Annotated in this window: 22 protein-coding genes and 1 tRNA gene; 12 read left to right on the top strand and 11 right to left on the bottom strand. The window is 71.6% G+C overall.

The window, feature by feature from the left end; translation table 11 throughout:
• Nucleotides 1-26: 26 nt before the first annotated feature.
• Nucleotides 27-650: a hypothetical protein gene (locus H521_RS23010; protein WP_156891389.1), complete on the bottom strand. Its 624-nt coding sequence runs from the start codon at nucleotides 648-650 to the stop codon at nucleotides 27-29.
• A gap of 48 nt (nucleotides 651-698) precedes the next feature.
• Between H521_RS23010 and H521_RS0111505 the strand changes: the two genes are divergently transcribed.
• The 5 genes from H521_RS0111505 (at nucleotide 699) to H521_RS0111485 (ending at nucleotide 7134) form a co-directional block, all read left to right on the top strand.
• Nucleotides 699-2123: an amidase gene (locus H521_RS0111505; RefSeq protein WP_022893171.1), complete on the top strand. Its 1425-nt coding sequence runs from the start codon at nucleotides 699-701 to the stop codon at nucleotides 2121-2123.
• 65 nt (nucleotides 2124-2188) lie between these two features.
• Nucleotides 2189-3064 (top strand): ABC transporter ATP-binding protein, encoded by an 876-nt coding sequence (locus H521_RS0111500; protein ID WP_022893170.1) that lies wholly within the window; start codon nucleotides 2189-2191, stop codon nucleotides 3062-3064.
• A gap of 79 nt (nucleotides 3065-3143) precedes the next feature.
• Nucleotides 3144-4112 carry an ABC transporter substrate-binding protein gene (locus tag H521_RS0111495; RefSeq protein WP_022893169.1) on the top strand — a complete coding sequence of 323 codons (969 nt, stop codon included), beginning with the start codon at nucleotides 3144-3146 and terminating at the stop codon, nucleotides 4110-4112.
• Nucleotides 4084-6186, top strand: a complete 2103-nt coding sequence (locus H521_RS0111490; RefSeq protein WP_022893168.1) for an iron ABC transporter permease — start codon at nucleotides 4084-4086, stop codon at nucleotides 6184-6186. Before H521_RS0111495 ends, H521_RS0111490 begins: the two co-directional genes overlap by 29 nt.
• Nucleotides 6187-6210: 24 nt before the next feature.
• Nucleotides 6211-7134: a siderophore-interacting protein gene (locus H521_RS0111485; RefSeq protein ID WP_022893167.1), complete on the top strand. Its 924-nt coding sequence runs from the start codon at nucleotides 6211-6213 to the stop codon at nucleotides 7132-7134.
• On the opposite strand, the gene H521_RS23005 is transcribed toward H521_RS0111485, so the two are convergent.
• The 10 genes from H521_RS23005 to H521_RS0111435 all read right to left on the bottom strand — a co-directional run bounded on the left by H521_RS23005 (nucleotide 7097) and on the right by H521_RS0111435 (nucleotide 16552).
• Nucleotides 7097-7519, bottom strand: a complete 423-nt coding sequence (locus tag H521_RS23005) for a hypothetical protein (protein ID WP_051159285.1) — start codon at nucleotides 7517-7519, stop codon at nucleotides 7097-7099. The two genes, H521_RS0111485 and H521_RS23005, sit on opposite strands and share 38 nt — an antisense overlap.
• A 41-nt stretch (nucleotides 7520-7560) precedes the next feature.
• Nucleotides 7561-9093, bottom strand: a complete 1533-nt coding sequence (locus H521_RS23000; RefSeq protein WP_022893165.1) for a dihydrolipoyl dehydrogenase family protein — start codon at nucleotides 9091-9093, stop codon at nucleotides 7561-7563.
• Between the two features lie 79 nt (nucleotides 9094-9172).
• Nucleotides 9173-10024, bottom strand: a complete 852-nt coding sequence (locus tag H521_RS0111470; protein ID WP_022893164.1) for an arginase family protein — start codon at nucleotides 10022-10024, stop codon at nucleotides 9173-9175.
• Nucleotides 10025-10112: 88 nt separating this feature from the next.
• Nucleotides 10113-10850, bottom strand: a complete 738-nt coding sequence (locus H521_RS0111465; protein ID WP_022893163.1) for a PspA/IM30 family protein — start codon at nucleotides 10848-10850, stop codon at nucleotides 10113-10115.
• A 110-nt stretch (nucleotides 10851-10960) separates the two neighbouring features.
• Nucleotides 10961-12952: a TPM domain-containing protein gene (locus H521_RS0111460; protein ID WP_022893162.1), complete on the bottom strand. Its 1992-nt coding sequence runs from the start codon at nucleotides 12950-12952 to the stop codon at nucleotides 10961-10963.
• 131 nt (nucleotides 12953-13083) lie between these two features.
• Nucleotides 13084-13905, bottom strand: coding sequence for a hypothetical protein (locus H521_RS0111455; RefSeq protein WP_022893161.1), 822 nt, complete (start codon nucleotides 13903-13905; stop codon nucleotides 13084-13086).
• Nucleotides 13892-14425, bottom strand: coding sequence for a sigma-70 family RNA polymerase sigma factor (locus tag H521_RS22995; protein WP_040424548.1), 534 nt, complete (start codon nucleotides 14423-14425; stop codon nucleotides 13892-13894). Before H521_RS22995 ends, H521_RS0111455 begins: the two co-directional genes overlap by 14 nt.
• 164 nt (nucleotides 14426-14589) lie before the next feature.
• A tRNA-Arg gene (locus H521_RS0111445) sits at nucleotides 14590-14662 on the bottom strand.
• 77 nt (nucleotides 14663-14739) lie between these two features.
• A complete protein-coding gene (locus H521_RS22990; RefSeq protein ID WP_022893159.1) occupies nucleotides 14740-15921 on the bottom strand; it encodes an ROK family transcriptional regulator in 1182 nt (393 codons plus the stop codon).
• A 16-nt stretch (nucleotides 15922-15937) separates the two neighbouring features.
• A complete protein-coding gene (locus H521_RS0111435; protein WP_022893158.1) occupies nucleotides 15938-16552 on the bottom strand; it encodes a hypothetical protein in 615 nt (204 codons plus the stop codon).
• A gap of 39 nt (nucleotides 16553-16591) precedes the next feature.
• Here H521_RS0111435 and H521_RS0111430 point away from each other — a divergent pair, with 39 nt between their 5' ends.
• The 7 genes from H521_RS0111430 (at nucleotide 16592) to rho (ending at nucleotide 26654) form a co-directional block, all read left to right on the top strand.
• Nucleotides 16592-18265, top strand: coding sequence for an arginine--tRNA ligase (locus tag H521_RS0111430; protein WP_022893157.1), 1674 nt, complete (start codon nucleotides 16592-16594; stop codon nucleotides 18263-18265).
• Nucleotides 18266-18291: 26 nt separating this feature from the next.
• A complete protein-coding gene (locus tag H521_RS22985) occupies nucleotides 18292-19122 on the top strand; it encodes an LmeA family phospholipid-binding protein (RefSeq protein ID WP_022893156.1) in 831 nt (276 codons plus the stop codon).
• A 191-nt stretch (nucleotides 19123-19313) separates the two neighbouring features.
• Nucleotides 19314-20744, top strand: coding sequence for a diaminopimelate decarboxylase (gene lysA, locus H521_RS0111420; protein WP_026482206.1), 1431 nt, complete (start codon nucleotides 19314-19316; stop codon nucleotides 20742-20744).
• The gene (locus H521_RS0111415) at nucleotides 20741-22051 is read left to right on the top strand and encodes a homoserine dehydrogenase (RefSeq protein WP_022893154.1); all 1311 of its coding nucleotides are present in this window, start codon (nucleotides 20741-20743) and stop codon (nucleotides 22049-22051) included. The genes lysA and H521_RS0111415 overlap by 4 nt, the downstream gene beginning before the upstream one ends.
• Nucleotides 22048-23148: a threonine synthase gene (thrC, locus tag H521_RS0111410; RefSeq protein ID WP_022893153.1), complete on the top strand. Its 1101-nt coding sequence runs from the start codon at nucleotides 22048-22050 to the stop codon at nucleotides 23146-23148. The genes H521_RS0111415 and thrC overlap by 4 nt, the downstream gene beginning before the upstream one ends.
• Entirely contained in the window at nucleotides 23145-24107 is a 963-nt protein-coding gene (thrB, locus tag H521_RS0111405) for a homoserine kinase (protein WP_022893152.1), read from the top strand. The genes thrC and thrB overlap by 4 nt, the downstream gene beginning before the upstream one ends.
• A 372-nt stretch (nucleotides 24108-24479) precedes the next feature.
• Nucleotides 24480-26654, top strand: a complete 2175-nt coding sequence (gene rho, locus H521_RS0111400; protein WP_022893151.1) for a transcription termination factor Rho — start codon at nucleotides 24480-24482, stop codon at nucleotides 26652-26654.
• The last annotated feature ends 3 nt before the right edge of the window (nucleotides 26655-26657 follow it).

Genomic DNA, 26657 nt, shown 5'->3' with positions numbered 1-26657 from the left:
GAGCGGATGCCGCGGCGCCGGGCGCCTCAGAGGACGATGCTGAACTCGTTCTCGGCGGCGAGCATCGCGAGCAGCGCCGATGCCAGTCCCGTCGCGAGCAGCAGCCCGGGGTGGGCGAGCCCGATCACGACCCGGCGCAGCGTCGGGCGGGTCGCGAGCATCGACTGCGGCACCTCGCTCGCAGCCGGCGCCTCGGCCCAACCGCGCAATCGGGCGAGGAACCACGAGCAGCGCACGATGAGCGCCGCCCACAGCACACCGGCCACGACCGGCGTGAGGAGCGCGAGCACCTGGAAGCCGATGCCGACGAGCTCATCCTCTTTGCCGTCGGCGGCGAGCTGGATCGACGTCGAGATCGCGGCACCCAGGACCACGGAGCCCGACCAGGCGGCGAAGGCGAACACGAGCGTCAGGTACCGCGAGAAGAAGTGGCCGAACACCGAGGTGCGGTGGGCGAGGTGGTCACGCGGCGTCGCCTGCAGCACGATGACGGTCGCGACCAGGCTCGGGCCGACCAGCAGCACGATGAGGAGCGACCAGACCCCGGCCGGCCAGTCGAAGAGCGCGGCGAACACGATCACGACGCCGAGCGCGGCGGCCCAGGCAGCGCCCCACGCCAGCGGATGCCTCGCGATCGCGGCGCTGACCATGGCCCAACGATAGCGCCGGCGCGACGCGCGCAGCCGTAGGCTCGAAGCATGACGGCGCTGCACGAGCACACGGCTCTCGAACTTCATCAGATGCTGCAACGCGGCGACGTCTCGCCGGTCGAGCTGGCCGAGCACTACCTGGCCCGTGTCGAGCGGCTCGACGCCGAGGTCGGCGCCTTCGCGACGGTGACGCCGGAGGCCGCCATCGAACGGGCGCGGCACGTTGCTGCGAACGTGCCGAAGACGGCGCCGCTCTGGGGTCTGCCGCTCGCCGACAAAGACCTGCACCAGCGGGCGGGGGTGCCCGCCCGGTTCGGGTCGCGCGCCTTCACCGACTTCGTTCCGGATGCCTCCGACGAACTCGTTCAAGCGGTCGACGCCGCCGGCGCGGTGAGCCTCGGCAAGTCGCAGACACCCGAGTTCGGCCTGCCCTCGTACACCGAGGGTGTCGGCGTCGCGCCGACGAGGAACCCGTGGAACCTCGCGCTCGGCGCCGGAGGGTCGAGCGGGGGAGCGGCGGCCGCCGTGGCATCCGGCATGCTGCCCTTCGCCCCGGGGTCAGACGGCGGCGGGTCGATCCGCATCCCGGCCGCCTCATGCGGGCTCGTCGGGGTGAAGCCGTCGCGCGGTCGGGTGCCGGCCGGCTCGGGGCTCGCGGGCCTCGCCGGTCTCAGCGTCGCCGGACCGCTCGCCCGAACCGTCGCCGACGCGGCACTGCTGCTCGATGGGCTCATCGCGCCGACCGGCTACCCTGCTGCGCACCGCTTCGCCATGCGCGCGCCGGGCGACGACGGACCGTTCCTCGGCGCGGCCATTCGCGGCGAGGGCCGGTTCCAGGTCGGGGTGATGACGGACTCCCCGTGGGACGACGCCTACGACATCGTGATCGCGCCCGAGGCGCACGCGGCACTCGAGCACGGCATCGAACTGCTCGACGGCCTGGGCCACGGTGTCGAGGCGGTGGCGCCGGCACCCGAGCCCGGCTACCCCGAGGCGTTCCGCACCATCTGGCAGGCCGGTGCCGCGACGATTCCCGTCGACGGCGAGCCAGAGGCACTGCTCGAACCGCTGACGCGTTGGCTGCTGCTGCGCGGCCGCGCCGTGCCGGCCCGCCGGCTCGCCGAGGCGCTGGCCTGGCTGGCCGGCTTCGAGGAGCGCACGATCCGCAGGTTCGCGTCGTTCGATGCGGTGCTCACGCCCGCGCTCGCCCTGACCCCGCGCCCGATCGGCTGGTACGACCCCGACGACGGCGAGCGCAACTTCGCCCAGCAGGTGGAGTTCACGCCGTTCACGTCGTTCGTGAACGTCGCGGGCCTGCCGGCGATCACGGTGCCGATCTCGGAGACCGGCGACGGGTTGCCCATGGGGGTGCAGCTCATCGGCCGGCCGGGCGGCGAGGCGACGCTCTTCGCGCTCGCCGCCCAGCTCGAGCGGAGGGCGCGGCGCAGCCGGCGGCATCCCGAACTCTGGTGATGGGTCATTGCCGAAGATGACGAGGGATTTGACGCACTTAGGTAAGCCTCACCTATAGTGGAGGCATGCTCGGTCTCGACCTCACACTCTCCTACAACGGCGCCCCAGTGGTGCACGGCGCGGAGATCCACCTCGAACCGGGCAAGGTCACCGCACTCGTCGGCCCGAACGGCAGCGGCAAGTCCACGCTCCTGCGCGCGCTCGCGCGCCTGCACCAGCCCGACTCGGGCCGCGTGCTCCTCGCGGCCGACGACGGCCACACCATCAGCCGAGGCGAGACGGGTGTCGAGCCGGCAGACCTGCTCGAGCGCGGCGTCGACGCCGCCACCCTGAGCGGGCGCGACTTCGCCCGCCGGGTCACCCTGCTCGCCCAGAGCCGCCCGACCCCCGGTGGCATCACCGTGCGCGAGCTCGTGGAGTTCGGGCGCCACCCGCACCGCGGCCGCTGGATCGCCGGCGACGCCGGCGGAGCCGCGATCGTCGACCGCGCGATGGAACTCACCGGTGTCACGGCATTCGCCGAGCAGCCCGTCGATCGCCTGTCCGGCGGGCAGTTGCAACGCGTCTGGCTCGCCTCGTGTCTCGCGCAAGACACCGGAGTGCTCCTCCTCGACGAGCCCACGACCTATCTCGACCTCCGCTACCAGGTCGAGCTGCTCGACCTCATCCGCGAACTCGCCGACGACCACGGCGTGACCATCGGCGTCGTACTCCACGACCTCGACCAGGCGGCCGCCGTCGCCGACCGCGTGGTGCTGCTCGAGTCCGGGCGCGTCCGCGCCGTCGGCACGCCGGCGGAGGTGCTGGTCTCCGACATGCTGAGCTCGGCCTACGGCATTCGCGTCGACGTCGAGGTCGACGACCGCGGCTGCATCACCACCTGCCCCATCGGCCGGTACAACACCCGGCAACGCGCCGACCGCACACTCGCCGTCGCCTAGCGCCGGTCGTCTCCAACCCCCCTCGCGCGGCATTTCCCTGCCTGCGCGCCGATCGAAGGACACCATGAGAAGAGCTGCCGTGAATCGGCCGACCATCGCCATCACCGCCACCATCGCGGCATCCGTGCTGCTGCTCACCGGCTGCGGCACGACTGAGAACGCGGGCGAGCCGAGCGGTGACGCCGCTGCGATCGTCATCACCGACGACCGCGGCGAGAGCATCGAGCTCGCGGCGCCCGCCGAGAAGATCGTCGCACTCGAGTGGAACACGGCCGAGAACCTCGTCGCCCTCGGCGTCATGCCCGTGGGCGTCGCTGACATCGAGGGCTACGGCGACTGGGTCAAGTCCGAGGCGCTCGACGACAGCGTGACCGATGTCGGCATGCGCGGCGAGCCCTCGGTGGATGCGATCGCGGGTCTCGCTCCCGAGCTCGTGCTGACCACGAGCGACCTGCCCGAAGCGGTCATCACCCAGATCGAGGAGTTCGCTCCCGTGCTCGTGGTGCGCGGCGCCGATGCGTCGGACCCCATCGGCCAGATGGAGAAGAACCTCGAGCGCATCGCCGTGGCCACCGGTCACGAGGCAGAGGGCGACGAGGTGCTCGCCGACTTCCACGACAAGCTCGCCGAGGGTGCGGCTGCGCTCGACGCCGCCGGTCTCACCGGCGCTCCGTTCATGATGAGCGACTCCTGGGCCAGCGGCGGCCAGGTCGCCATTCGCCCCTTCGCCGAGGGTGCACTGCTGACCGCGGTCGCTGAAGAGCTCGGACTCGAGAACGCCTGGACAGGCGAGGGCGACGCCGACTACGGCCTCGGTTCGACCGATGTCGAGGGGCTCACCGCCGTCGGCGACGTGGAGTTCATCTACATCGCGAACGGCGACACCGACGCCTACCAGAACGAGCTCGCCGGCAACGCCGTCTGGCAGTCGCTGCCGTTCGTGCAGAGCGGCAAGGTGCACCGCCTGCCCGACGGCATCTGGATGTTCGGCGGGCCCTCGTCGATGAACGACTACATCGATGCCGTCGTCGCCACCCTTGCGGGCTGATCAGGCCGCAACGCTGACTCCCGCACCGGGCGGGGCCGCGCGGCCTCGCCTCGGCGCGGTGCTGCTCGTCGCACTCGGGCTCGTCGTCGCGACACTGCTCGCCGCGGTGCACGTGACGCAGGGCTCGGCGAGCGTCGGCCTCCCCGAACTGCTCGGCCTGCTCGCGGGCGGCTCAGATGACCAGTCGGCTGCGGTGCTCGTCGCGTCGCGGATGCCGCGACTGGCCGCGGGCGTGCTCGTGGGCGTCGCGCTCGGCGTCGCCGGGCTCGTGATGCAGAGCGTCTCGCGCAATGTGCTCGCCTCGCCCGACACGCTCGCCGTCAACGCCGGCTCCTACCTGGCCGTCGTCGCCGTCGCGGCGTTCGGCATCGCGCTGCCGATCGCCGGCGGTGGTGCGGTCGCGTTCATCGGCGGCCTCGCCGCTGCGGGTCTCGTGCTCGCTCTCTCAGCCGGCAGCGGTGGCGGCACCGTGCGCCTCGTGCTCGCCGGCTCGGCCATCGCGCTGGCGCTCGTGGCGATCACGACGATGCTGCTCCTGCTCTACCCCGAGCGCACCGAGGGACTCTACGCCTGGGGCAACGGCACGCTCGCCCAGACGAGCATGGAACCCATGCTGCAACTCGGGCCGGTCGTGCTGCTCGCCGTCGCCGTGCTCTTCCTCTTCGCGCGCCAGTTCGATCTGATCGCACTCGGCGGCGACACCGCGACGGTGCTCGGGGTGCGAGTGCGCCGCACCCGGCTCATCGGCATCCTGATCGCCGTGCTGCTCTCTGCTGCGGCGGTGACCGTGGCCGGTCCGATCGGCTTCGTCGGCCTCGCGGCACCGGCCATCGTTCGACTCATCGCCGTGCGCGTGCCCGGCATGCAGAAGCACGTGCTGCTCATTCCGGCCGCTGCGGTCATGGGCGTCATCGTCGTGCTCGGCGCCGACGTGCTGCTCCGACTCGCCTTCGGCGGCCAGGCGGCCGTCGAGGTGCCGACCGGCGTCGTCACGACCATCTTCGGTGCGGTGTTCCTCGTCGCGCTCGCGCTCCGCGCACGGGCGGCCTCCGACAGCGGCACCGGCTTCGTGATCGGCGCCGGGCTCTCACGCCGCGGCCGGGTGCTCGTCATCGCGGCATCCGCCGTGCTGCTCGTCGCGCTCGCCTTCGTCTCGCTGCTGCTCGGCGACGCGAAGCTGCTCGGCGGCGACGTGCTCAACTGGGTGACCGGCCAGGCCGGGCCGCTCGTCGAGTTCGTGATGAACACCCGTGCGCCGCGTGTTGCCGCGGCCATTCTCGCCGGCGCCGCGCTCGCCCTCGCCGGCACGGTCGTGCAGGCCGTCTCGCGCAACCCGCTCGCCGAGCCCGCGATCCTCGGGGTCACCGGCGGCGCCGGCGTCGGTGCCGTGCTCGTGATCACCTTCTGGCCGCTCGCCACGTTCTTCGGCGTGACGGTCGGTGGCCTGGCCGGGGCCGCGCTCGCGGCCCTCATCGTCTTCGGGCTCGCGATGCGGGGCGGTCTCGCCTCGACCCGGCTCATCCTGATCGGGCTCGGCGTCTCAGCGGCGGCCGGGGCGGTCACCTCGATGCTGATCATCGCGACCGACCCGTACAACGCCGCGAAGGCCCTCACGTGGATGTCGGGCTCGACCTACGGGCGCACCTTCCCGCAGCTGATCCCGCTCGCGATCGTCATCCTCATCGCGGTGCCGCTGCTGGCCTCGGCCCGACGAGAGCTCGACCTGCTCGCCTTCGACGACGACACGCCGCGCGTGCTCGGGGTGCGCCTCGGCTCGACCAGGCTCGGACTGCTCGCAGTCAGCGTGGCCCTCACCGCCACCGCCGTCTCGGCCGTCGGCGTGATCGGGTTCGTCGGCCTCGTCGCCCCGCACGCGGCGCGTGCCCTCGTCGGCTCGCGTCACGCCCTCGTGCTTCCGCTCGCGGCGCTGCTCGGCGCGCTGCTCGTCTGCGTCGCCGACACGCTCGGCCGCACGGTGATCGCTCCGGCGCAGTTGCCCGCCGGCCTCCTCACCGCGGTCGTCGGCGCCCCGTACTTCGTCTGGTTGCTGTGGCGCTCGCGCCGCAACAGCTGATCGCTTCCAACAGAGAGAGTTCGCATGGCCAAGCCCGGATATCGCGTGTTCGACACCCAGGTCGGTGAGATCAGCCGATTGTCACCGCACTTCGTGCGTGTCACGTTCCGCTCCGACGATCTCAAGCAGTTCGGATGGGACGGCCCAGACCAGCGCATCAAGGTCATGCTGCCGCTCGAGGCGAGCGGCTTCGACGAGGTGCCGATGGCCGGCGACGACTGGTACTCGGCATGGCGGGCGTTGCCCGATGATCGGCGCAACCCGATTCGCACCTACACGATCAGGGGCCTGCGCCCCGAGCTCGGTGAACTCGACGTCGACTTCGTCGCCCATGGCGACAGTGGCCCTGCTTCCCGGTGGATCGCCGCGGCCCGCTCCGGTGAGCGCATGCTCGTCATCGGGCCCGACGCGACGAGCGATGAGGACTCGGGCGGTTGGGAGTGGCATCCCGGAGCCGCGCGCACGCTGCTCATCGCGGGTGACGAGACCGCGGTGCCCGCCGTGAGCGCGATCCTCGAACAGCTTCCTGCCGATGCACGGGGTGCCGTCTTCCTCGAGGTGCCCGACGCCGGCGACGCCCTCGACCTGCGTGCCCCCGCTGGAGTCGAGGTGCGCTGGTTGCCACGACATGACCCCACCGGCGGCTACGGCGCCGAACTCGTCGGCGCGGTCACCGAGTGGGCGGATGCCTGGGTCGCCGCCGATCCCGCTGCAGCGGCAGTACCCGCCGCGGCTCCTGCAGCCGTGCGGGACCTGCCGGCCCTCGATGACGAAGACCTCGTCTGGGAGGTGCCGGAGGCTGCCGATGACGGCGGTCTCTACGCGTGGCTCGCGGGGGAGGCGACCGCGATCACGACGCTTCGCCGCCACCTCGTCAAGGGCCTCGGCGTCGACCGGCGACGGGTCGCTTTCATGGGGTACTGGAAGCTCGGGCGCGCTGAGGGGTAGCGCCAGGTCGTGAGCGAGGCCTGATCGGGCGGCTCGGCAGGTAGCCGCCCGCCTCGAGCCCGGCCTCGATCTCGAAGCGGTTCTTCAGCGGATCGCGTCCGGCGATGAAGTACAGCAGCGGAAAGAGCATGCCGTAGGTCAGCCACTGCTGCTTGTGCACGGCCTCGTGGCCGAGCACCCGGTCGCCCGCGTTGCGGTTCGTGAGGTAGCAGCCCCCCACGCACGAGCCGCCGCGTCCGAAGGTCCACTTCGGCATGCCGGTGAAGATGAAGAGCCCGTGTCGGCGCTCGATCGGGCCGGTGCTCCAGATGAAGCCCCAGGCGAAGCCCACGGCGGTCGCCCACCAATAGCCGAGTCGGCTGATGGGGGAGTTCGTCAGGCTGATGCGGAGTGTGCCGTCTGCCGTCCCGCCATTCGATCGCTCGCTCACGCGGCCTCCTCGCTGTCGGCGTCGGCGTTCGCGTCGGCATGGTCATCGTCATGGTCGTGCGTCGCCGCAGCCGAGACCGCAGCATCCGCTGCGCCCGGCCGGCCAAGCGCCTCGAGCAGCCGCAACCACACCTCGCTCATGGTCGGGAAGGCTGGCACGGCGTGCCAGAGGCGATCGATCGGCACCTCGCCGACGATCGCGATCGTCGCCGACTGCAGCAGCTCCGCGACATCCTGCCCCACGAACGTCGCACCGACGACCGTGCCGCGTTCCTCGTCGACGACGAGTCGCGCCCTGCCCTCGTAGTCGTCGGCGACGATGCCGGCGCCGCTGACGGAGGAGAACGAGACATCGGCGAGGCGCACGCGGCGGCCCTCGCGCTTCGCCGCCGCCGCCGTGAGTCCGACCGACACCGCCTCGGGCTCGGCGAAGACGACCTGCGGCACGGCCGAGTGATCGGCCGTCGCGACGTGCGCGCCCCACGGCTCGGTCTGCTGCGGCCGGCCGAGCGCGCGTGCCGCGATGAGATCGCCGACCGCGCGCGCCTGGTACTTGCCCTGATGCGTCAGCAGCGCTCGATGGTTGAGGTCGCCGACGGCGTAGAGCCACGGCCGCTCGGCGTTGCCGGCGGCGCCGGTCGCGAGCATCGTGTCGTCGACGGCGACCCAGTCGCCGGCCTCGAGGCCGACCGATTCGAGGCCGAGACGGTCGCTGCGGGGTTGCCGACCGGTGGCGACGAGCACCTCGTCGGCCGTGACGGTCTCGCCGTCGTCGAGAGTGACGACGATCTCGCCGGCCGCGGTTCGCTCCACCAGCGTGGGCTGCACGCCGAGGCGAACGGATGCCCCGAGCGAGCGCAGCCCGGCGGCGACGGCTTCGCCCGCGAACGGCTCCATGCCGCCGAGCAGCCCACTGCGGGCGAGCACGGTCACTTCGGTGCCGAAGCCCGCGAACGCGGTCGCCATCTCGACCGCCACGACCCCGCCGCCGATGATCGCGAGTCGCGCCGGAGGCGCGGTGACGCTCGTGGCCTCGCGACTCGTCCACGGCCGTGCCTCGGCGAGGCCCGCGATGGGCGGAATCACGGGATCGGTCCCCGTCGCCACGACGACCGCGTGCCGAGCCAGCACGACGAGCTCCTCGCCGTCGGGGCGTTCGACGACGACACGCCGTTCGCCGTCGAGACGGCCGTGGCCTCGTTCGAGACCGATGCCGACGCTCGCCAGCCAGTCGGCGCCGCCCTGGTCGCTCCAGTCGGAGACCCAGTAGTCGCGGCGGGCGAGCACCGCCGGCACGTCGAGCGCGGCAGTGACGGCCTCGCGCGCTCCGCCGACCCGCTGCGCCGCGCGCAGGGCCGCGGCGCTCCTCAGCAGCGTCTTCGAGGGGACGCAGGCCCAGTACGAGCACTCGCCGCCGACGAGTTCGCGTTCGATCAGCACGACCTCGAGCCCCGCGGCTCGAGCCCGATCTGCGGCGTTCTCACCGACCGGTCCACCGCCGATGACGATGACGTCGACCTCGTGTTCCATCGCGTTCCCCTCCGGTGCGCCGGCGTGCGCCGACAGCCTGTCCCCAGCCTAGGGAGTAGCGACGCCCCGGGGCATCCGGCTAGCGCGCGTCGGCGGTGCCCGAGGTCAGCGCGCCGACGAGACGGAGGATCGTGGGCAGGTCGTCATCGGCCGCTTGCGGTGTGGCCGGCGCGAAGCCGGCGATCGCGGCCCCTGCGATCGGGAACCGGGCGACGACGGCCCGCACGAGTGCGACGAGTTCGGTCGCCCCGATGCCGAACGGCATGGGATACGAGAGCCCGGCGAGCGCCGCGGGGTCGAGCACGTCGAGGTCGATGTGCACGAACACCCGGGAGGCGCCCGTCGCTTCGAGCGCGGCGATCACGGCGGTGGGGTCGGAGAGGTCTTCGACGGTGAGGGTCACCATGTCGTGCGCGTCGATGAAGCGGCGCTCTTCGTCGTCGATGGCACGGATGCCGCCGAGCACGATGCGCTCGGGCGCGACGCGGGTGTCGGGTTCGAGCGCGAGCCCTTCGGCGCCCTCGCCCACGATGGCGCGCAGCGTCATGCCGCCGAATCCGCCAGACGGCGAGGACTCGGGGGTGTTCAGGTCGGGATGCGCGTCGAGCCAGAGCACCGCGAGGTCGCCGGCGGCCAGGCTCGAGGCATGGCCGACGGCGGCGAGCGAGGCACCGCAGTCGCCGCCGATCGTGAGCGCCCAATCGGGCACCGTGCCGAGCGCGGCGGTGGTGAGATCGCGCACGCGAGTGAGCGTGCTGTATCGCAGCACCCCGGTGCCGAGCGCTTCGCCGGCTTCGACCGGCACCTCGACGACGAGCGTCGAGGCAGACGGGAGGTCGCCGAGAATGGCGGCTGCGCCGTCGGCGTGACTCATGGCTCGGGAGGAGACGGACCCCTGCCAGAGGGGAACGACGACGAACGTTGCGGGCATGTCCTCAAGTATTGCGCGCCCGGAGCCCGGTTGGTCGAGCCCGACGGGACCCGAGTGGGTTCCGACGGGCTCGACGGGCAGAGCGGGCTCAGCCGCCGATCGCGCCCTGCGAGTTGCCGCCGGCCTTCAGTGCGGCGAGTCGCGCGTCGACCTCGGTGAGCTCGCCCAGGTCGTCGAGTTCGTTGAACTGGGAGTCGAGGCTCGACGCGGCGAGCTCCGCCTGGCCACGCACGACGGCCTCTTCACGGCGAATCTTGTCTTCGAAGCGGCCGAGGTCGCTCGTCGGGTCGAGGATGTCGATCGACTTGACGGCGTCGTGCACCTGCTTCTGCGCCTGGGCCGTCTTCGAACGGGCGACGAGCTCGCTGCGCTTGTTCTGCAGCTGGACGAGCTTTTCCTTCATGCCGTTCAGGCCCGACTTCAGCTTGTCGACGACCTCGGTCTGCGCCGCGATCTGCGGATCGGCGGCCTTGGCCTCGTTCTCGGACGAGATCTGGCGACTGAGGGCGACCTTCGCGAGGTTGTCGAACTTGTCGGCCCCCGACGCGTCGCCGGCCGTGCGCAGCTCGTCGGCCTTCCGGCTCGCGGCGACGGCCTTCTCGCCCCATTCGCGGGCCGCTTCGACGTCTTCGCGGTGGTCGTCCTCGAGGAGTCGCAGGTTGCCGATCGTCTCGGCGATCGCGGCCTCGGCGTCGGCGATCGCGTTGGTGAAGTCGCGCACCATCTGATCCAGCATCAGCTGAGGGTCTTCGGCCTGGTCGATGAGATTGTTGACGTTGGCTCGCACGAGCTGCGAGATCCGTCCGAAGATGGACTGCTTTGCCATGGTCGTTCCTTTCGTGGTGATCCGAGTTCGGTCGTATCGGTTCGTGGTCGGTGGGATCGGTCAGCTGACGGCCGGCGGTCGGCCGCGCCCTCGTCGTCGTCGTCGGCGGTTCAGAACCGGCCTCCGCTTCCGCGCCGCGAGCGCGTCGCGGAGCCGCCGAAGCTGCCGGCCGAGCGCCCGCCGCCGAAGCCGCCTCCGCCGAAGCCGCCTCCGCCGAAGCCTCCGCCTCCGCCCCCGCCGCCGAGCACCGAATTGATGAGGATGCCGCCGAGCACGGCGCCGAAGACGTCCCCGCCCGAGCCTCCGGAGGAGCGGCCGGCGTTGCTGCCGAACCCGCCCATGCCGCCGTCGAACCCGCCGACGTCGCGTTGCGCGAACGACATGGCTTCGGCCGCGAGACGTTCGGAGCGCTGCGCCGAGGTGAGTGCTGCCGCGGGATCGGTCGGCGCGATGCCTTCGGCCTCCACGAGCAGGCGCCCCGCTTCGGCGAGCCGCGTGCGCGCCTCGGCGCCGATGGCCCCGCGCCTGGCGACGAGGTAATCTTCGGTCGCCTGCACCTGCGATCTCGCCGTGGTCAGCGCCCGGCCGAGTTGCGCCTGCGCTCGCGCGGCTTGCTCCGCGGCATCCCGGACGCCCTGGATCGTCGCATCGATCTCGACGTCGAGCTGCTCGAGCCTCGAGTGCAACGCGATCGGATCGCGCCCGGGTGCGACGATCGAGCCGCGGATGGCGGCGATCTCTGCTGCGACTCGATCGGCGAGCGCCGTTGCCGCGTCATTCGAGAGTGCGCGCGCGGTCGCGACATCGCTGTCGAGCTCGGCGACGACCGCGGCCACCGCTTGGTCGGCGGTGGCCAGGTCGGCCGCGAGTCGCTCGACGGCGGCCGTCAGCAGGGTGGTCTGGTCGACGGCCTCTTCGGCGGCACGGATGCCCACCGCGGCCTGGGCGGCATCGCCGGCCGAGACGTCGGCCTGGGCGCCGGCGAGCGCCTCGCGTGCGAAGCCGATGCGCGATTGCGCCTGGGCCGGGTTGTCGATGATGGGCGCGGTGGCGGATGCCGCGTACTGGGCCGTGAGCGACTCCAGCCGCTGTGCGGCGGGGGCGATCGCCGACTCGGCGGTGGTTGCCGCCTCCTGCACTCGCGCGAGCGCGGCCGGTGCATCGCGCTCGAGCGCCCGCAGCTCATCGAACTGCTGCGCCTGCTCGTCGAGCATGGCATCGGCCTCGCCGGTGAGGCCGATGATGCCGCCGTACCACTCGCGGCGCTGCTCGTCGGTGTCGGGCGTGGCGTCGTCGAGCTGCTGCTGCATCGCGAAGGCTTCGGCGAGTTTCGCCTTCGCCGCCTCGAGCGCCGCGCGGAAGGACTCGGTGGCGGCTTCGCCGTAGGACGCCACGGCGAAGCCGAGCTCCTCTTCGCTGGTCTTCACAGCGTCATCGGCCTGCACGAGGGCGCTACCGGCCTGACGACGCAGTTCGTCGATCGATGGGAGGGGCGCCTGACCCTCGCCGGTGCCGGCTGCGCGCTTCTTCTTGCGCCGCGCGAGCACGATGGCGATGATCGCGACCACGACGGCGGCGATGACGATGAACCAGACGAAGCCCCATCCGCCTCCGCCGCCGCCCGCCGACCCGTCGGCGATCGCATTCGCGCCCGCGACGGCCGCTCCCGCCCAGTCTTCGTCGCGGAGCTCGGGCTCGATCACGTTCTGAGCGATGCGGTCGACCTCGTCGAGACTGATGCTGCCGTCGGCGGGCGGATTGAGGTTGTAGCCCCGGCCGTCGACCGCGACGACGAGCAGGTAGTCGTCGTTTCCGAGTCCGTTCGCGGTCGCGGTCTCGAACGCCCACTCGTCGGCCGCCGAGGGATTCGTGAACTCATCGACGTAGGCGACGAAGAGCTGGCGTCCGCTGCGATCTGCGCCGGCGTCGATCGCGGCGACGACTTCGTCGGTACGGCTGCCGAGCGCCCCGACGGTGTCGACGACGGGGGAGGAAGTGAATTCGACGGGGTCTTCAGCCCAGGCGACGCCGACGGTGCCGGCTCCGAGGAGCGCTCCGGCGACGATCGTGAGCGCCGACGATAACTTGCGTACTGCGTGCATGCACCAGTGCCTTTCCCCCGTCCGAGCGGACCTTTTCGAGTCTATGGGGCGGGCCGAGGGCGCGTCCATGCCGAGTCCGGTGTCGTACGGTGCGGCATACCGTCGAGACCGGGGTCACGGCGCCCGAGTGGTCAGTGCGCGACGACGTCGACAGCCGCGAGCGGCGAGACCAGGTGGTCGACGGCTCCGCCGTGCGCGACATCGGTGAACACCACGATGGCAGCCATCCCGTACGCGCCGGGTGAGAGGGCTGGCAGATCGGCCGGCAGTGAGGTCCGCCGGTCGTCGCCCTCTCCGCAACGTCGTGCCTCGAAGTCGCCGGTGAGTTCGATCGATGCGCCGGGGGCGAGCTCGATGGAGCGGCTGAGCGGGTCGGCCTCCCCACTCGAGTGCCAGACCGTGACGCCTGCCTCGGCGACGGTGAGTGCGGGAGCGAGCCGGATCTGCCCGCTCACGGCGGCGTCGCTGGTGTTCGTGACCGTGACGATCGCAGTAGCGGATGCCCCGGCCTCGACGGCTTGGGGCGCGGTCACCGCGACCGTCAGCGGCACGGCTCCGGCATCAGGTGGGGCCGTCACCGGCTCGCCGCACCGATTGGCGAGCTCGGGCGGGACGAGTGCGAAGCCCAGCGCGTCGCCCTCGGCCGATTCACTGCCGGCTTCGGGCATGGTGTCGGCCGCGGGCGCCTCGCTCAGCGCGCCGTCACCGGCGGTCGTCGACACCCCGATGCCGCCGACTCCGAGACTGAGCCCGAGCACCGCGCCGCCGAGTCCCAGCACGACGGCTGCCGCAGCAGTGCCGCCGAGGATCGCCCCGCGACGGGAACGTCGCCGCGCCCGGCTCGCCGCGAGCACCGCGTCGACATCGATCGGGCGCTGCGTCGCGGCATCCGCCGATGCGCTCAGTTGCTCGCCGATGCGATCGCCCGCACCGTTTCGTTCAGGTGCCGACATGGCTGCCTCCCGTTCGCGCGGCGCGATCGCCCGCTGGATCGATGGCGGAGGAGAGCGCCTTCAGGCCGTCGCTGAGGTACCGCTTGACCGCGCCCGAACTGATGCCGAGCACCGCGGCGATGGCGTCGACCGTGAGGTCGTCGTAGTAGCGCAGCACGATGCACGCCGCCTGGCGGGGCGCCAGCCGCCGCACTCGGGCGGCGAGATCGAGGCGCTCGTCGCTCGCCGCGGCCGACGACTCCACCGATTCCGGGGCGAGGGCGAGGTGGCGCACCCGGCGCCAGGTGCCGTTGCGGCGGGAGCGATCGATGACCGCGTTCAGGATGGCGCGGCGCACGTAGGCCTCTGCGCGCGGCAGCGTGAGCCCCATGCGCGGCTGCCCGAACGTGCGCACGAGCGCGTCCTGCACGAGATCGGCTGCGTCGTCGACGTTTCCGGTGAGCAGGTAGGCGTAGCGGCTGAGCGCCGCGCCGCGCTCGACGACGAGCGTCTCGGCCACTGCGCTCCACGACCCACCCACTCGAGCTCCTCCCGATGGGAGCGATTGCTCCCTCACTCACTCAGACGATCGGGGAGGCCGTTTCGTTGGGAAGGAACGAGAAATGCCCCGGCGGATGGCCGAGGCTTCTCGATTTCGAGTGGAGGAGACCCGCGCCTCGCGGCGTCGGCGAACCTCCCACAACGTGCCCCCGGAGGGATTCGAACCCCCGACCTACGGTACCGGAAACCGGCGCTCTATCCCCTGAGCTACGGAGGCGCACAGCTAGAGAGACTACCACTTCGAGCATGCCGTTCAGACCTTCCGCGGGCTCTGCGGCGTGCCGGGCGCTGCGCTCAGGAGAGGCTGAGCCTCGCAACCGTGCCGAGGAGTTCCTCGCGCACCTTCGCCGTCAGGAACGCTCGCGCGCCGTGCAGCACGGGGTCGTGGTCGATGCGCGTCGCGACCACCTCGGGGTACCAGCGGCTCAGCCGTCGGATGCCGCGCTCGACCGCTTCTGCCAGCGGCGCCCCGCCGACGATCGCGGTCGGGCCTGCGAGCACGAGTCGCCCCGGATCGAGGGTCGCGAGCAGCGGCAGCGAGATGTGCGCGATGCGCTCGCCGAGCTCCTCGATGATCGCGTCGCGGTCGGCGCTCGCGGCGATGGACTCGAGCGCCGAACGGTGGTCGGCGGAATCGAGTCCGTGGGCCGCCGCGATGCGTCGCACGGCCGCGGCCCCGGCCAGGTCCTGACTCGTCACGGCGTGAGCGTCGAGCGCCTGAGCCGCAGCCGAGAGCGGGAGGAAGCCGATCTCGCCGGCGCCGCCGAAGCTGCCGCGGTGCAGGTCGCCGGCCACGTCGAACGAAGCCCCGACCCCGTTGCCGAGCCACAGCAGGGCGAACACGTCGCGCCCCTCGCCGGCGCCGGACTCGCGTTCGGCGATCGCGGCGAGATTCACGTCGTTCTCGACGAAGACCGCGACGCCGAGCTCGGCCTCGAGCATGCCGCGCAGCCGGGTGACGGGCCAGCCGGGAAGCGTCTCGCTGAAGAGCGTGCCCTGCTCGCCGGGGTCGACGTAGCCGGCGGTGCCGATGCACACCGAGTGCACCGCGGCGGCATCGGTGCCCGCTGCCCTGCTCGCCTCGCGGATCGCCGCGCCGACCTCGCGCACGGCGTCGCGCTCGGCGGCGTCTGCCGAGAGCGCGATGCGCACGGCGGGCCGCTCGCCGCCGGCCGCGTCGACGACGGATGCGCGAAGCTCACCGGCCTCGATGGCGATCGCGACGCCGAGCGGCCGATCGGTGCGCGCGGCGTACAGTGCGGCGTTGCGACCCGGGTTTCCGGCCACTTGCCCGCGCTCCTCGACGACGCCCGCAGCGATCAGGCGCGTCATCATCATCGATGCGGTGGGCTTGGAGACGCCGACGAGCTCGCAGATGCGGTTGCGGGTGAGCGGGCCGTGCTCGAGCAGCGCCGAGAGGCCGACCCGGTCGTTGACCGCGCCGAGCCACGACGGCGTGCCCTGCGTCGTTCTCATCGTCGCTGCATCGCGGTCATGCGGCGGGCAGATTGCCGAGCACCGCGGTGACGAGCTGTCCGGCGTCGCCGGGTTCGAAGAGCGCCGAGGATGCGATCACGATGCGATACGGACCGGTGAAGACCTGGGCCTCGCCGCTGCCTGCGGCCTGGCTGAAGTAGCCCTCGACCTCGGGCGGAGTGCCGTAGGTGGGCACCGGGTTCGAGCCGAGCGCCGCCTCGTTCTTGTGCGCCAGGAGCGCATCGGCGGTGGGGGTCGAGACGCCGATCTCGATGACCTCGCCGCTCGTCTGGTTGACCCAGCCGCATGCAGTGCCCTCTTCTTCGACGACGGTGACGACGTCGTCGTTCGAGGGCTCGAAGTCGGGGGCGCCGCCGAAGTTCGGATTGAACTCGTACACCTGCTCGAGCGTGAGGAGGGCGTCGCAGGCGATCTCGAACGGCTCGGCCGGCGGAGCGGTCTCGGTCGGTTCGGCCGTCGGCGCCGCGGTTGCGCTCGACGTCGGCGGGGCGGCGGTGCCGCTCGGCTCGGGCGTCTCGCCGGTGCATCCGCTCAGCAGGAGCACGGATGCCGCCGCCGCGAGTGCGATGGCGGCTGGCAGGGGGCGGGGCAGACGGAGCGAGCGCGGCATGAGACGAACCTTATCAATGGCGCCGGGTAGGATTTGCGGGTGACTCCAGCTGATCTTTCGCGTGCCCTGTACGACCTCGTCCTCGCCCTCGCCGAGCGACGTCGTGCCGCGGGCGACGAGGTCGTGCTCGAGCTCACCCCCGATGAAGTCACGCTCGAGCGGCCGAAGCTGCGTGAGCACGGCGACTGGGCCTCGAGCATCGCGATGCGGGTGGCGAAGCCGCTCGGCGCGAACCCGCGCCAGATCGCCACCGAACTCGCTGCGGGCCTCGCCGAGGTCGACGGTGTCGCGAGCGCCGAGGTCGCCGGCCCCGGGTTCATCAACGTGCGACTCGACGCGGCCGCCGCCGGCGCGCTCGCCGAGACGATCGTGCTCGCGGGCCAGAACTTCGGACACAGCGACTCGCTCGCGGGCAGCGTCATCAACGTCGAGTTCGTCTCGGCCAACCCCACCGGCCCCCTGCACATCGGGCACACCAGGTGGGCGGCGCTCGGCGACTCGATCAGCCGGGTGCTGCGCGCAGCCGGCGCCGAGGTCGCCAACGAGTACTACATCAACGACGCCGGCAACCAGATGGAGAACTTCGGCGCGTCGGTGCTCGCCGCGGCGAAGGGCGAGCCGACCCCAGAGGGCGGCTACCCGGGCTCCTACATCGGCGAGCTCGCCCGCCAGGTGCTCGAGCGCGAGCCCAAGCTGCTCGAACTCGACGACGCCGTCGCACTGCACACCGCGACCGAGATCGCCTACGAGCTGCAGCTCGCCGAGATCCGTGCGTCGCTCGCACGCTTCAACGTGCACTTCGACGTCTGGACGAGCGAGCGGAGCCTGCACGCGACGAGTGAGGACGGCCTGTCCGACGTCGACACCGCCGTCGAGCGCCTGCGAGCCCAGGGCCACGTCTTCGAAGACGACGGCGCGGTGTGGGTGCGCACCACCGACTTCGGCGATGACAAGGACCGCGTCATCCGTCGTGCGAACGGGGTGTACACCTACTTCGCATCCGACGCCGCCTACTACCTCGACAAGGGCGACCGGGGCTTCGCGCACAAGATCTACCTGCTCGGTGCAGACCACCACGGCTACGTGCACCGGTTGAAGGCGCTCGCCGGTGCCGCGGGAGACGACCCCGCACGCGACATCGAGGTGCTCATCGGCCAGCTCGTCTCGATCAACGGGGCGAAGCTGTCGAAGCGCGCCGGCAACATCATCGAGCTCGACGACCTGCAGGCCTGGCTCGGCACCGACGCCCTGCGGTACACCCTCGGCCGGTATCCGGCGGATTCGCCGCTCACGATCGACCCCGAGATCCTGCAGCGCCGCACGAACGACAATCCCGTCTTCTACGTGCAGTACGCGCATGCCCGCACGTGCGCCGTCGACCGCAACGCGGCATCCGTGGGCCTCGACCGCTCGGTCTTCGCGCCCGAGCTGCTGACCCACGAGACTGAGTCGGCGCTGCTCGGCGCCCTGCAGGAGTTTCCGCGCATCGTCGCCCAGTCGGCCGAGCTCCGCGAACCGCACCGGGTCGCGCGCTACATCGAGGAGCTCGCGGGGCTCTACCACCGCTGGTACGACAACTGCCGGGTGCTGCCGCTCGGTGAAGAGCCGATCGGCGCGCTGCACCACACCCGTCTCTGGCTGAACGACGCCACGGGCCAGGTGCTGCGCAACGGGCTCGAGCTGCTCGGCGTCTCGGCGCCCGAGCGCATGTGACCCATCACCCCGATCCGGAGGCTCCAATGGCGCACGGCGACGACGACGACCGCGACGGCGCGACCGAGGTGCTCTTCACCGAGCCCGTCGAGCCCGCAGAGCCGAACCCGCGCCGTCGGCCCGGCCGCGCGTCCCGCGGCCGGATCATCGCCGCGGTGGTGCTCGCGGTGCTCGTAGCCCTGATCGTCGTGGCCGACATCGTCGCCCGTGGCATCGCCGAGCGGCAGGTCGCCGAGGCGATCGAGGCGAACCTGCCCGACGGCATCGAGGGCGAGGTCGACGTGACGATCGGCGGATTCTCGGTGATCGGGCAGTACCTCGCGGGCACCATGGAGCGGGTCGAGCTCGACGCCCCTCAGCTGAGCGTCGAGGGCGCGCCCGTCGACGTCGCCGTCGTGGCCGAAGGGCTGCCGGTCGACTTCGAGTCGCCGGTGCGCCGGCTCACGGCGACGATCGACGCCGACGAGGCGTCGGTCAACCGGCTGGTCTCGGTCGCGGGCGTCGAAGCCGGCTTCACCCTCGGCGACGGCACCGTCGGATACGAGGGCGAGCTCGAGTTCTTCGGAGTGCCGGTGAGCTACCAGGTCACGGCGATCCCGACCGCGGCCGGCGATTCGGTGCTGCTGCAGCCAGCAGGGGTCGAGGTCGGTGCCGGGGGCGCCACCGTCGACGTCTCGGGGGTCATCGATCGGCTGATGGGCGGCGACCCGCTTGCGGTGTGCATCGCCGACCGGCTGCCGCAGGGCGTGCAGCTCGACTCGATCGCGGTGACGCCCGGAGCCGCGACCGTCAGGCTCACCGCCCGCGGGCTCACGCTCGACGCCTCGAGCCTCGAGCAGACGGGCAGCTGCGGCTAACAGCGGATGCCTCCGGCAGCGTCCCTCCTGCGCGCTCGCGCTCGTCGATTCGGCGCGGCATACGACCCTCGGTAGACTCGCAACACGCCGACCCACAAGGTCGGCGCGCACTGCAGGCTTCAGGAACCGATCCGGGTTCGCTCGCCGCGAGCGATCCGTGCCCTCGTCTGTTTCGTCCCGTGAGGTTCTCCGTGGCATCCACCGCACCGCAGCCCCGTCGGCTCAGCGCGCCCGATGACGCCAACGCCCTCGCGCCGCTCGTCTGGCCGACCACCGCCTCGCGCAACGAGGCCGGCGATCTCGTCATCGCCGGGCGCGATGCCAGCTCGCTCGCAGCCGAGTTCGGCACGCCGCTCTACGTCGTCGACGAGTCCGAGGCGCGCACCCGTGCCGCTCGCATCACTCGCGCGTTCGACGTCGCCGCGGCGGCCGCCGGCACGAGTGTGACGGTCTATTACGCCGGCAAGGCGTTCCTCTCGGCAGCGGTCGTGCGCTGGATGATCGACGAGGGTCTCGCCGTCGACGTCTGCACCGGCGGAGAACTGGCAGTCGCCCTCGCGGCCGGCGCTGAGCCCGCTCGGCTCGGCTTCCACGGCAACAACAAGTCCATCGCCGAGATCGAGCGCGCGGTCGCGGTCGGTGTCGGCGCGATCGTCATCGACAGCGAGATCGAGATAGAGCGGGTGGCGCAGGCTGCGGCGCGCGCCGGTCGCGTGCAGCCCGTGCGGCTGCGGGTCAACAGCGGCGTGCACGCCTCGACGCACGAGTTCCTCGCGACGGCCCACGAAGACCAGAAGTTCGGGGTCTCGCTCGAGCGCGCCGTCGAGCTCGGCAGCCGCATCCGATCGCACGGCTCGCTCGACTTCCTCGGGCTGCACTGCCACATCGGCTCCCAGATCTTCGACTCGGCGGGCTTCGCCGAATCGGCCGAGCGCCTGCTCGCCGCCCACGCCGAACTCTCGCGAACGGCACCGGTGCCCGAGCTGAACCTCGGTGGCGGGTTCGGCATCGCGTACACCGCCGACGACGAGCCATCGCCCATCGAAGAGATCGCGCGGGGCATCGTGACGGCCGTCGTGAACGGATGCCGCGAGCACGGCGTGCCCGTTCCGAAGCTCGCCTTCGAGCCCGGCCGCTCGATCATCGGCCCGGCAGGCGTCACCCTGTACACGGTCGGCACCGTCAAGCCCGTGCCGATCGAGGGCGGCGTGCGGCACTACGTCTCGATCGACGGCGGCATGAGCGACAACGCCCGCACCGCGCTCTACGGCGCCGACTACTCGGCCCGCATCGCCTCGCGGGTCTCCGACGCCGCTCCCGTGCTCGTGCGCGTCGCGGGCAAGCACTGCGAGTCGGGCGACATCGTCGTCGACGCCGAGTACCTGCCCGGAGACGTCACCCCCGGAGACCTGCTCGCCGTGCCGGCGACCGGCGCCTACTGCTGGTCGCTCGCCTCGAACTACAACCACGTGCCGCGGCCACCAGTCGTCGCCGTGCGCGACGGCGTCGCACGAGTGATCGTGCACGGCGAGACCGAGCAGCAGTTGCTCGCGCGCGATGCCGGGCTCGAGGCATCCGACGGCCCCTTGGGCCACCGCACCATCGAAGGGAACCCCGCATGATCGAGTACCGCTCCATTCGAGTGGGCCTGCTCGGCGCTGGCTCGGTCGGCTCCCAGGTGGCCCGGTTGCTGCTCGAGCACTCCGATGAGCTGGCGCAGCGCATCGGCGCCCGCATCGAGCTCGTCGGCATCGCCGTGCGCGACGTCGACGCCAAGCGGGACACCGAGCTGCCGCGCGAGCTGCTGACGACCGACGCCGACGCGCTCATCCTCGGCTCCGACATCGTCATCGAGCTCATGGGCGGCATCGAGCCGGCGCGCACGCTCGTGCTGCAGGCGATCGCCTCTGGGGCCGATGTCGTCACCGGCAACAAGGCACTCGTGGCGAGCCACGGCCCCGAGCTCTTCGCGGCCGCCGAACAGGTGGGCGCCCAACTCTCGTACGAGGCCGCCGTCGCCGGCGCCATCCCGATCATCCGGCCGCTGCGCGACAGCCTCGCCGGCGACCGCGTCGAGCGCATCCTCGGCATCGTCAACGGCACCACGAACTTCATCCTCGACCGCATGGACCAGACGGGCGCCTCGCTCGAAGACGCTCTCGCGACCGCGACGGAGCTCGGCTACGCCGAGGCCGACCCCACCGCCGACATCGGCGGCTACGACGCCGCGCAGAAGGCCGCCATTCTCGCGAGCCTCGCCTTCCACACGAGCGTGTCCGTCGAGTCGGTGCATCGCGAGGGCATCACCGGCATCTCGGCCGATCAGGTGGAGTCCGCCCGACGCGCGGGCTACGTCGTCAAGCTCCTCGCCATCTGCGAGCGGCTCACCGACGCCGAGACGGGCGAAGAGGGCGTCTCTGCGCGCGTGTATCCCGCGCTCGTGCCGCGCAGCCACCCGCTCGCCGCGGTGCACGGGGCGAACAATGCCGTGTTCGTCGAGGCATCCGCCGCCGGACCGCTCATGTTCTACGGCGCCGGCGCCGGGGGAGTGCCCACGGCCTCCGCCGTGCTCGGCGACCTCGTCGCGATCGCGCGCCGGCACGTCATCGGCGGCCCTGGCATGGCCGAGTCGACGCACGCCGAGCTGCCGGTGCTCGAGATCGGCCGCATCAGCACGCGCTACGCCATCACGCTCGAGGTCGCCGACGAACCTGGAGTGCTCGAGCAGATCGCGCACACCTTCGCCGAGCACGGCGTCTCGGTCGAGCAACTGCAGCAGACCGTCAGCGAGGGGTCCGACCGGGCTACGCTGGTCATCGGGACGCACGAGGCGAAGGAGTCCGCGCTCGCCGAGACCGTCGCCGCCCTCGCCCAGAGCCCCGTCGTCGCATCCGTCGCGTCCGTCCTCCGAGTCGAAGGAACAGTGTGAACACCCCCATCAGCCCCAAGGCCGACTCGCGTCAGTGGCGCGGCGTCATCCGCGAATACGCCCACCGCCTCGACGTCACCGATGCCACGCCGGTCGTGACGCTCGGCGAGGGCGGCACGCCGCTCCTGCCGGCGCCGGCGCTCTCGGCCCGCACCGGTGCCGACGTCTGGGTCAAGTTCGAGGGCATGAACCCCACGGGTTCCTTCAAGGACCGCGGCATGACCATGGCCGTCACCAAGGCCGTCGAGCACGGCGCGAAGGTCGTCATCTGCGCCTCGACCGGCAACACCTCGGCGTCGGCCGCGGCGTATGCCACGCACGCGGGCATCAAGGCCGCCGTGCTCGTGCCCGAGGGCAAGATCGCGATGGGCAAGCTCAGCCAGGCCATCGCCCACAACGCCGAGCTGCTGCAGGTGCAGGGCAACTTCGACGATTGCCTCGACATCGCCCGCGATCTCGCCGAGAACTACCCGGTTCACCTCGTGAACTCGGTGAACAACGACCGCATCGAGGGCCAGAAGACCGCGGCCTTCGAGGTCGTCGAGGTGCTCGGCGATGCGCCCGACTTCCACTTCATCCCGGTCGGCAACGCGGGCAACTACACGGCGTACACGCGCGGGTACCGCGAAGACATCGCGGCCGGAAACGCCACTCGACTGCCCCGCATGTTCGGCTTCCAGGCCGCGGGCTCCGCGCCGATCGTGCGCGGCGAGGTCGTGCGCGACCCCGACACGATCGCGAGCGCCATCCGCATCGGGAACCCGGCCTCGTGGGAGCTCGCCCTCGAGGCGCGCGACGCGTCCGACGGCTACTTCGGCGCCATCGAGGACGACAAGATCCTCGAGGCGCAGCGCATCCTCTCCGCCGAGGTCGGAATCTTCGTCGAGCCGGCGTCGGCCATCTCGGTTGCGGGCCTCCTCGAGCGTTCGGCTGCCGGCGCGATCCCCGCGGGTGCCCGGGTCGTGCTGACGGTCACCGGCCACGGCCTGAAGGACCCGCAGTGGGCACTGCGCACCGCAGACGGCTCCGATGTTCAGCCGGTCATCGTCCCGGTCGACACCGCGCAGATCGCCTCGGTGCTCGGGCTGCGCTCATGACCGCCGCGGTCGAAGCCGGCGCAGGCCCCGAGGCGGGTGCCACGTCGCTCGCCGGGCGTCACGTGCTCGTGAAGGTGCCGGCGACCTCGGCCAATCTCGGCCCCGGTTTCGACACCCTCGGTCTCGCGCTCGCCAGGTACGACGACCTCGAGGTCTCGGTTCGGGATGCTCCCGGCCTCGACATCGAGGTGCACGGCGTGGGCGAGGGCGAGGTGCCGCTCGACGAGTCGCACCTCGTGGTGCGGGCGATCGCGCACACCTTCGCGCGGGCCGGAGTCGCCCTGCCGCCGCTGAAGCTCGTGGCGCACAACCGCATCCCGCACGGTCGTGGCCTCGGTTCCTCTGGCGCGGCGATCGTCGCCGGCGTGGTGGCGGCCAAGGGGCTGCTCGAGGGCATCGTCGAGTTCAGCGCCGATGAACTGCTCGACCTCGCGACCGAGCTCGAGGGGCACCCCGACAATGTCGCGCCGGCGCTCTTCGGCGGCCTGACCATCGCCTGGGTCACCCCCGACGGGCCGCGCCACAAGAAGCTCATCGTGCACCGCGGCGTCTCGCCCCTCGTGCTCGTGCCCGAGCACGAGATGTCGACGGCGCTCGCCCGCTCGCTGCAGCCCGAGTCGGTGCCGCACGAAGACGCCGTGTTCAACGTCTCGCGTTCGGCGCTGCTCATCGCCGCGCTCATCCAGAGCCCCGAACTGCTCTTCCAGGCCACGGAGGACAAGCTGCACCAGCACTACCGTGCGAAGGCGATGCCCGAGACCGACCGTCTCATCCGCATGCTGCGCGAGGCGGGGCATCCCGCCGTCGTGTCGGGCGCCGGCCCTTCGATCCTCGTGCTCGCGAGCGATCCGAGCGAGCGTGCCGCGGCCATCGCCCTGGTCGAAGCCTCTGCCGACACCGCCTGGCAGGCACTGCCCCTCGCCGTCGACTTCAAGGGCGCGACGGTACAGAACGCGTAGCGTTCTGTACCGTCGCGAAAGGCGGCAGCCGTAGCCTCCGCGGCGCTCCAGCGCCGCGAGGCGTCCCCGGAAGATCCGGAAAGGTGACGCCGCCTCTCGCGGAATACCGGAGAGCGCAAGGCGGCAGCCCGCGGCATCCGCTCTCCACGGGCGCGTCGCGTGTCGGGACGAGTGGTTCGGTGATGGTAGACTGACAGCGCACCCGGCAGGCGACGCACTGTTCGCGTTCCCCGCTCGCTCGTGCAATTCCCGGCAATCTATTGCTTTCGCTCTCGCGCATGTCTGCGCCATCGTGCGCACCGACATCGTTCGTGCAAGCGATCAGCTCTCCTGGATCCGCAACTCTTGCGTCAGGGGAAAGGAACCCACCCAGTGACCAACGGAATCGACCACGCCGATCGCGTGGCCAACACCGCCCGTCTGTCCGCCCTCAAGGTCGCCGAGCTCCAAGAGCTTGCTGCGTCCCTCGGCCTCGCGGGCGGCAAGCGCCGAAAAGGAGAACTCGTGGAGTTGATCTCCGCCTATCAGGAAGCAGCCGGCGGCGCACCCGCCGCCGTCGAGGAGCCGGTCGCGACTGCGACGCCCGACGCTCCCGTCAGCGCGCCCGTCGAGCTCGATGTGCCCGCGGCCGCCGAGCCGGTGACGCGGCGCGAGCCCCGTGCCGCGAAGGCTCCGGCAGCGGACGTCGCCGCCGACGCGGTGTCGACCGACGCCGCTCCCGCGGTCGAGGCCGCTCCGACCCGGCAGCGCCGCCAGCCCCGTCGTGCGACGAGCGCGACCACTGCCGCCGTGCAGCACGTCAACGGCGGCGACGCCGGGGCCGCGCTCGTGCCCGAGACCGATGACGCCCGTGAGGCGGCTCGCGCCGCCGTGCGCGAAGAGCTCGCCGCGGCGACCGGCGAAGGCGCGCGTGCAGCGCAGCCCGCCGAGGCCGAGGGCGACGCCGCCCCCGCCGAGGAGCCCCGTCAGGGGCGCGGTCGCAATCGCGGCCGTCGTGGCGGCGAACGAGCCGAACGCGGTGAGCGCGGCGCCGATGCCCAGAAGGCAGAGCCGAAGTCCGACGAGCGCCCCACCGGCCGCCAGAACGGCGAGCAGCAGGGCCGCAACGGCGAGCAGCAGAGTGGCCGTAATGGCGAGCAGCAGGGTCGCCGCGGCGAGGAGCAGGCCGGCAAGTCCGGCGAGCCCCGTCAGGGCGGCGACACCGACAAGGCCACGCAGCAGAACGACGGTCGCGCTCGCGACCCGCAGGCTCGCGACAACCAGCAGCAGCTCGATGGCGAAGGCGGACGGCGCAATCGCTACCGCGACCGCAAGCGTCGTGGCCAGGGTGGCGGCGTCGGCGACGAGCTCGAGCCCGAGATCCTCGACGACGACGTGCTGATCCCCATCGCGGGCATCCTCGACGTGCTCGACAACTACGCGTTCGTGCGCACCACCGGCTACCTTCCCGGCCCGAGCGACGTCTACGTCTCCCTCGGCCAGGTGAAGAAGTACCACCTGCGCAAGGGCGACGCCGTCGTCGGTGCCATCAAGCAGCCGCGCGACAGTGACTCCTCGAGCCGCCAGAAGTACAACGCACTCGTCAAGGTCGACTCCGTCAACGGCCAGACCGGCGACGAGGCGGCGGCGCGCGTCGACTTCCAAGACCTGACGCCGCTGTACCCGCAGGAGCGTCTGCGCCTCGAGACCGAGCCCACCAAGCTCACGCAGCGCATCATCGACCTCGTGGCCCCCATCGGCAAGGGCCAGCGCGGTCTCATCGTGGCGCCCCCGAAGGCGGGCAAGACGATCGTGCTGCAGCAGATCGCGAACGCCATCTCGATCAACAACCCCGAGGTCCACCTCATGGTCGTGCTCGTCGACGAGCGCCCCGAAGAGGTCACCGACATGCAGCGCACGGTGAAGGGCGAGGTCATCGCCTCGACCTTCGACCGTCCGGCCGAAGACCACACGACGGTCGCCGAGCTCGCCATCGAACGTGCGAAGCGCCTCGTCGAGCTCGGTCACGACGTCGTCGTGCTGCTCGATTCGATCACGCGACTCGGCCGTGCCTACAACCTGGCCGCACCGGCATCCGGTCGCATCCTCTCGGGCGGTGTCGACGCCTCGGCGCTGTACCCGCCGAAGCGGTTCTTCGGCGCTGCGCGCAACATCGAGAACGGCGGCTCGCTCACCATCCTCGCCACGGCGCTCGTCGAGACGGGCTCGAAGATGGACGAGGTGATCTTCGAGGAGTTCAAGGGCACGGGCAACTCCGAGCTGCGCCTCTCGCGTCAGCTCGCCGACAAGCGCATCTTCCCGGCCGTCGACGTCAACGCGTCGTCGACCCGCCGCGAAGAGATGCTGCTCTCGCCCGACGAGGTCAAGATCACCTGGAAGCTGCGTCGCGCCCTCGCCGGCCTCGAGCCGCAGGGCGCGCTCGAAGCGGTGCTCGGCCGGTTGAAGGAGACGCAGTCGAACGTCGAGTTCCTCATGCTCATGCAGAAGTCGATGCCGGTCGCCGCCGGTCACGGCAACTCGCACGGGCACGAGACCGACCACCGCTGAGGC

Source organism: Agromyces subbeticus DSM 16689, assembly GCF_000421565.1.
GTDB lineage: Bacteria > Actinomycetota > Actinomycetes > Actinomycetales > Microbacteriaceae > Agromyces > Agromyces subbeticus.
This window is presented reverse-complemented; position numbering and strand designations above follow the sequence as displayed.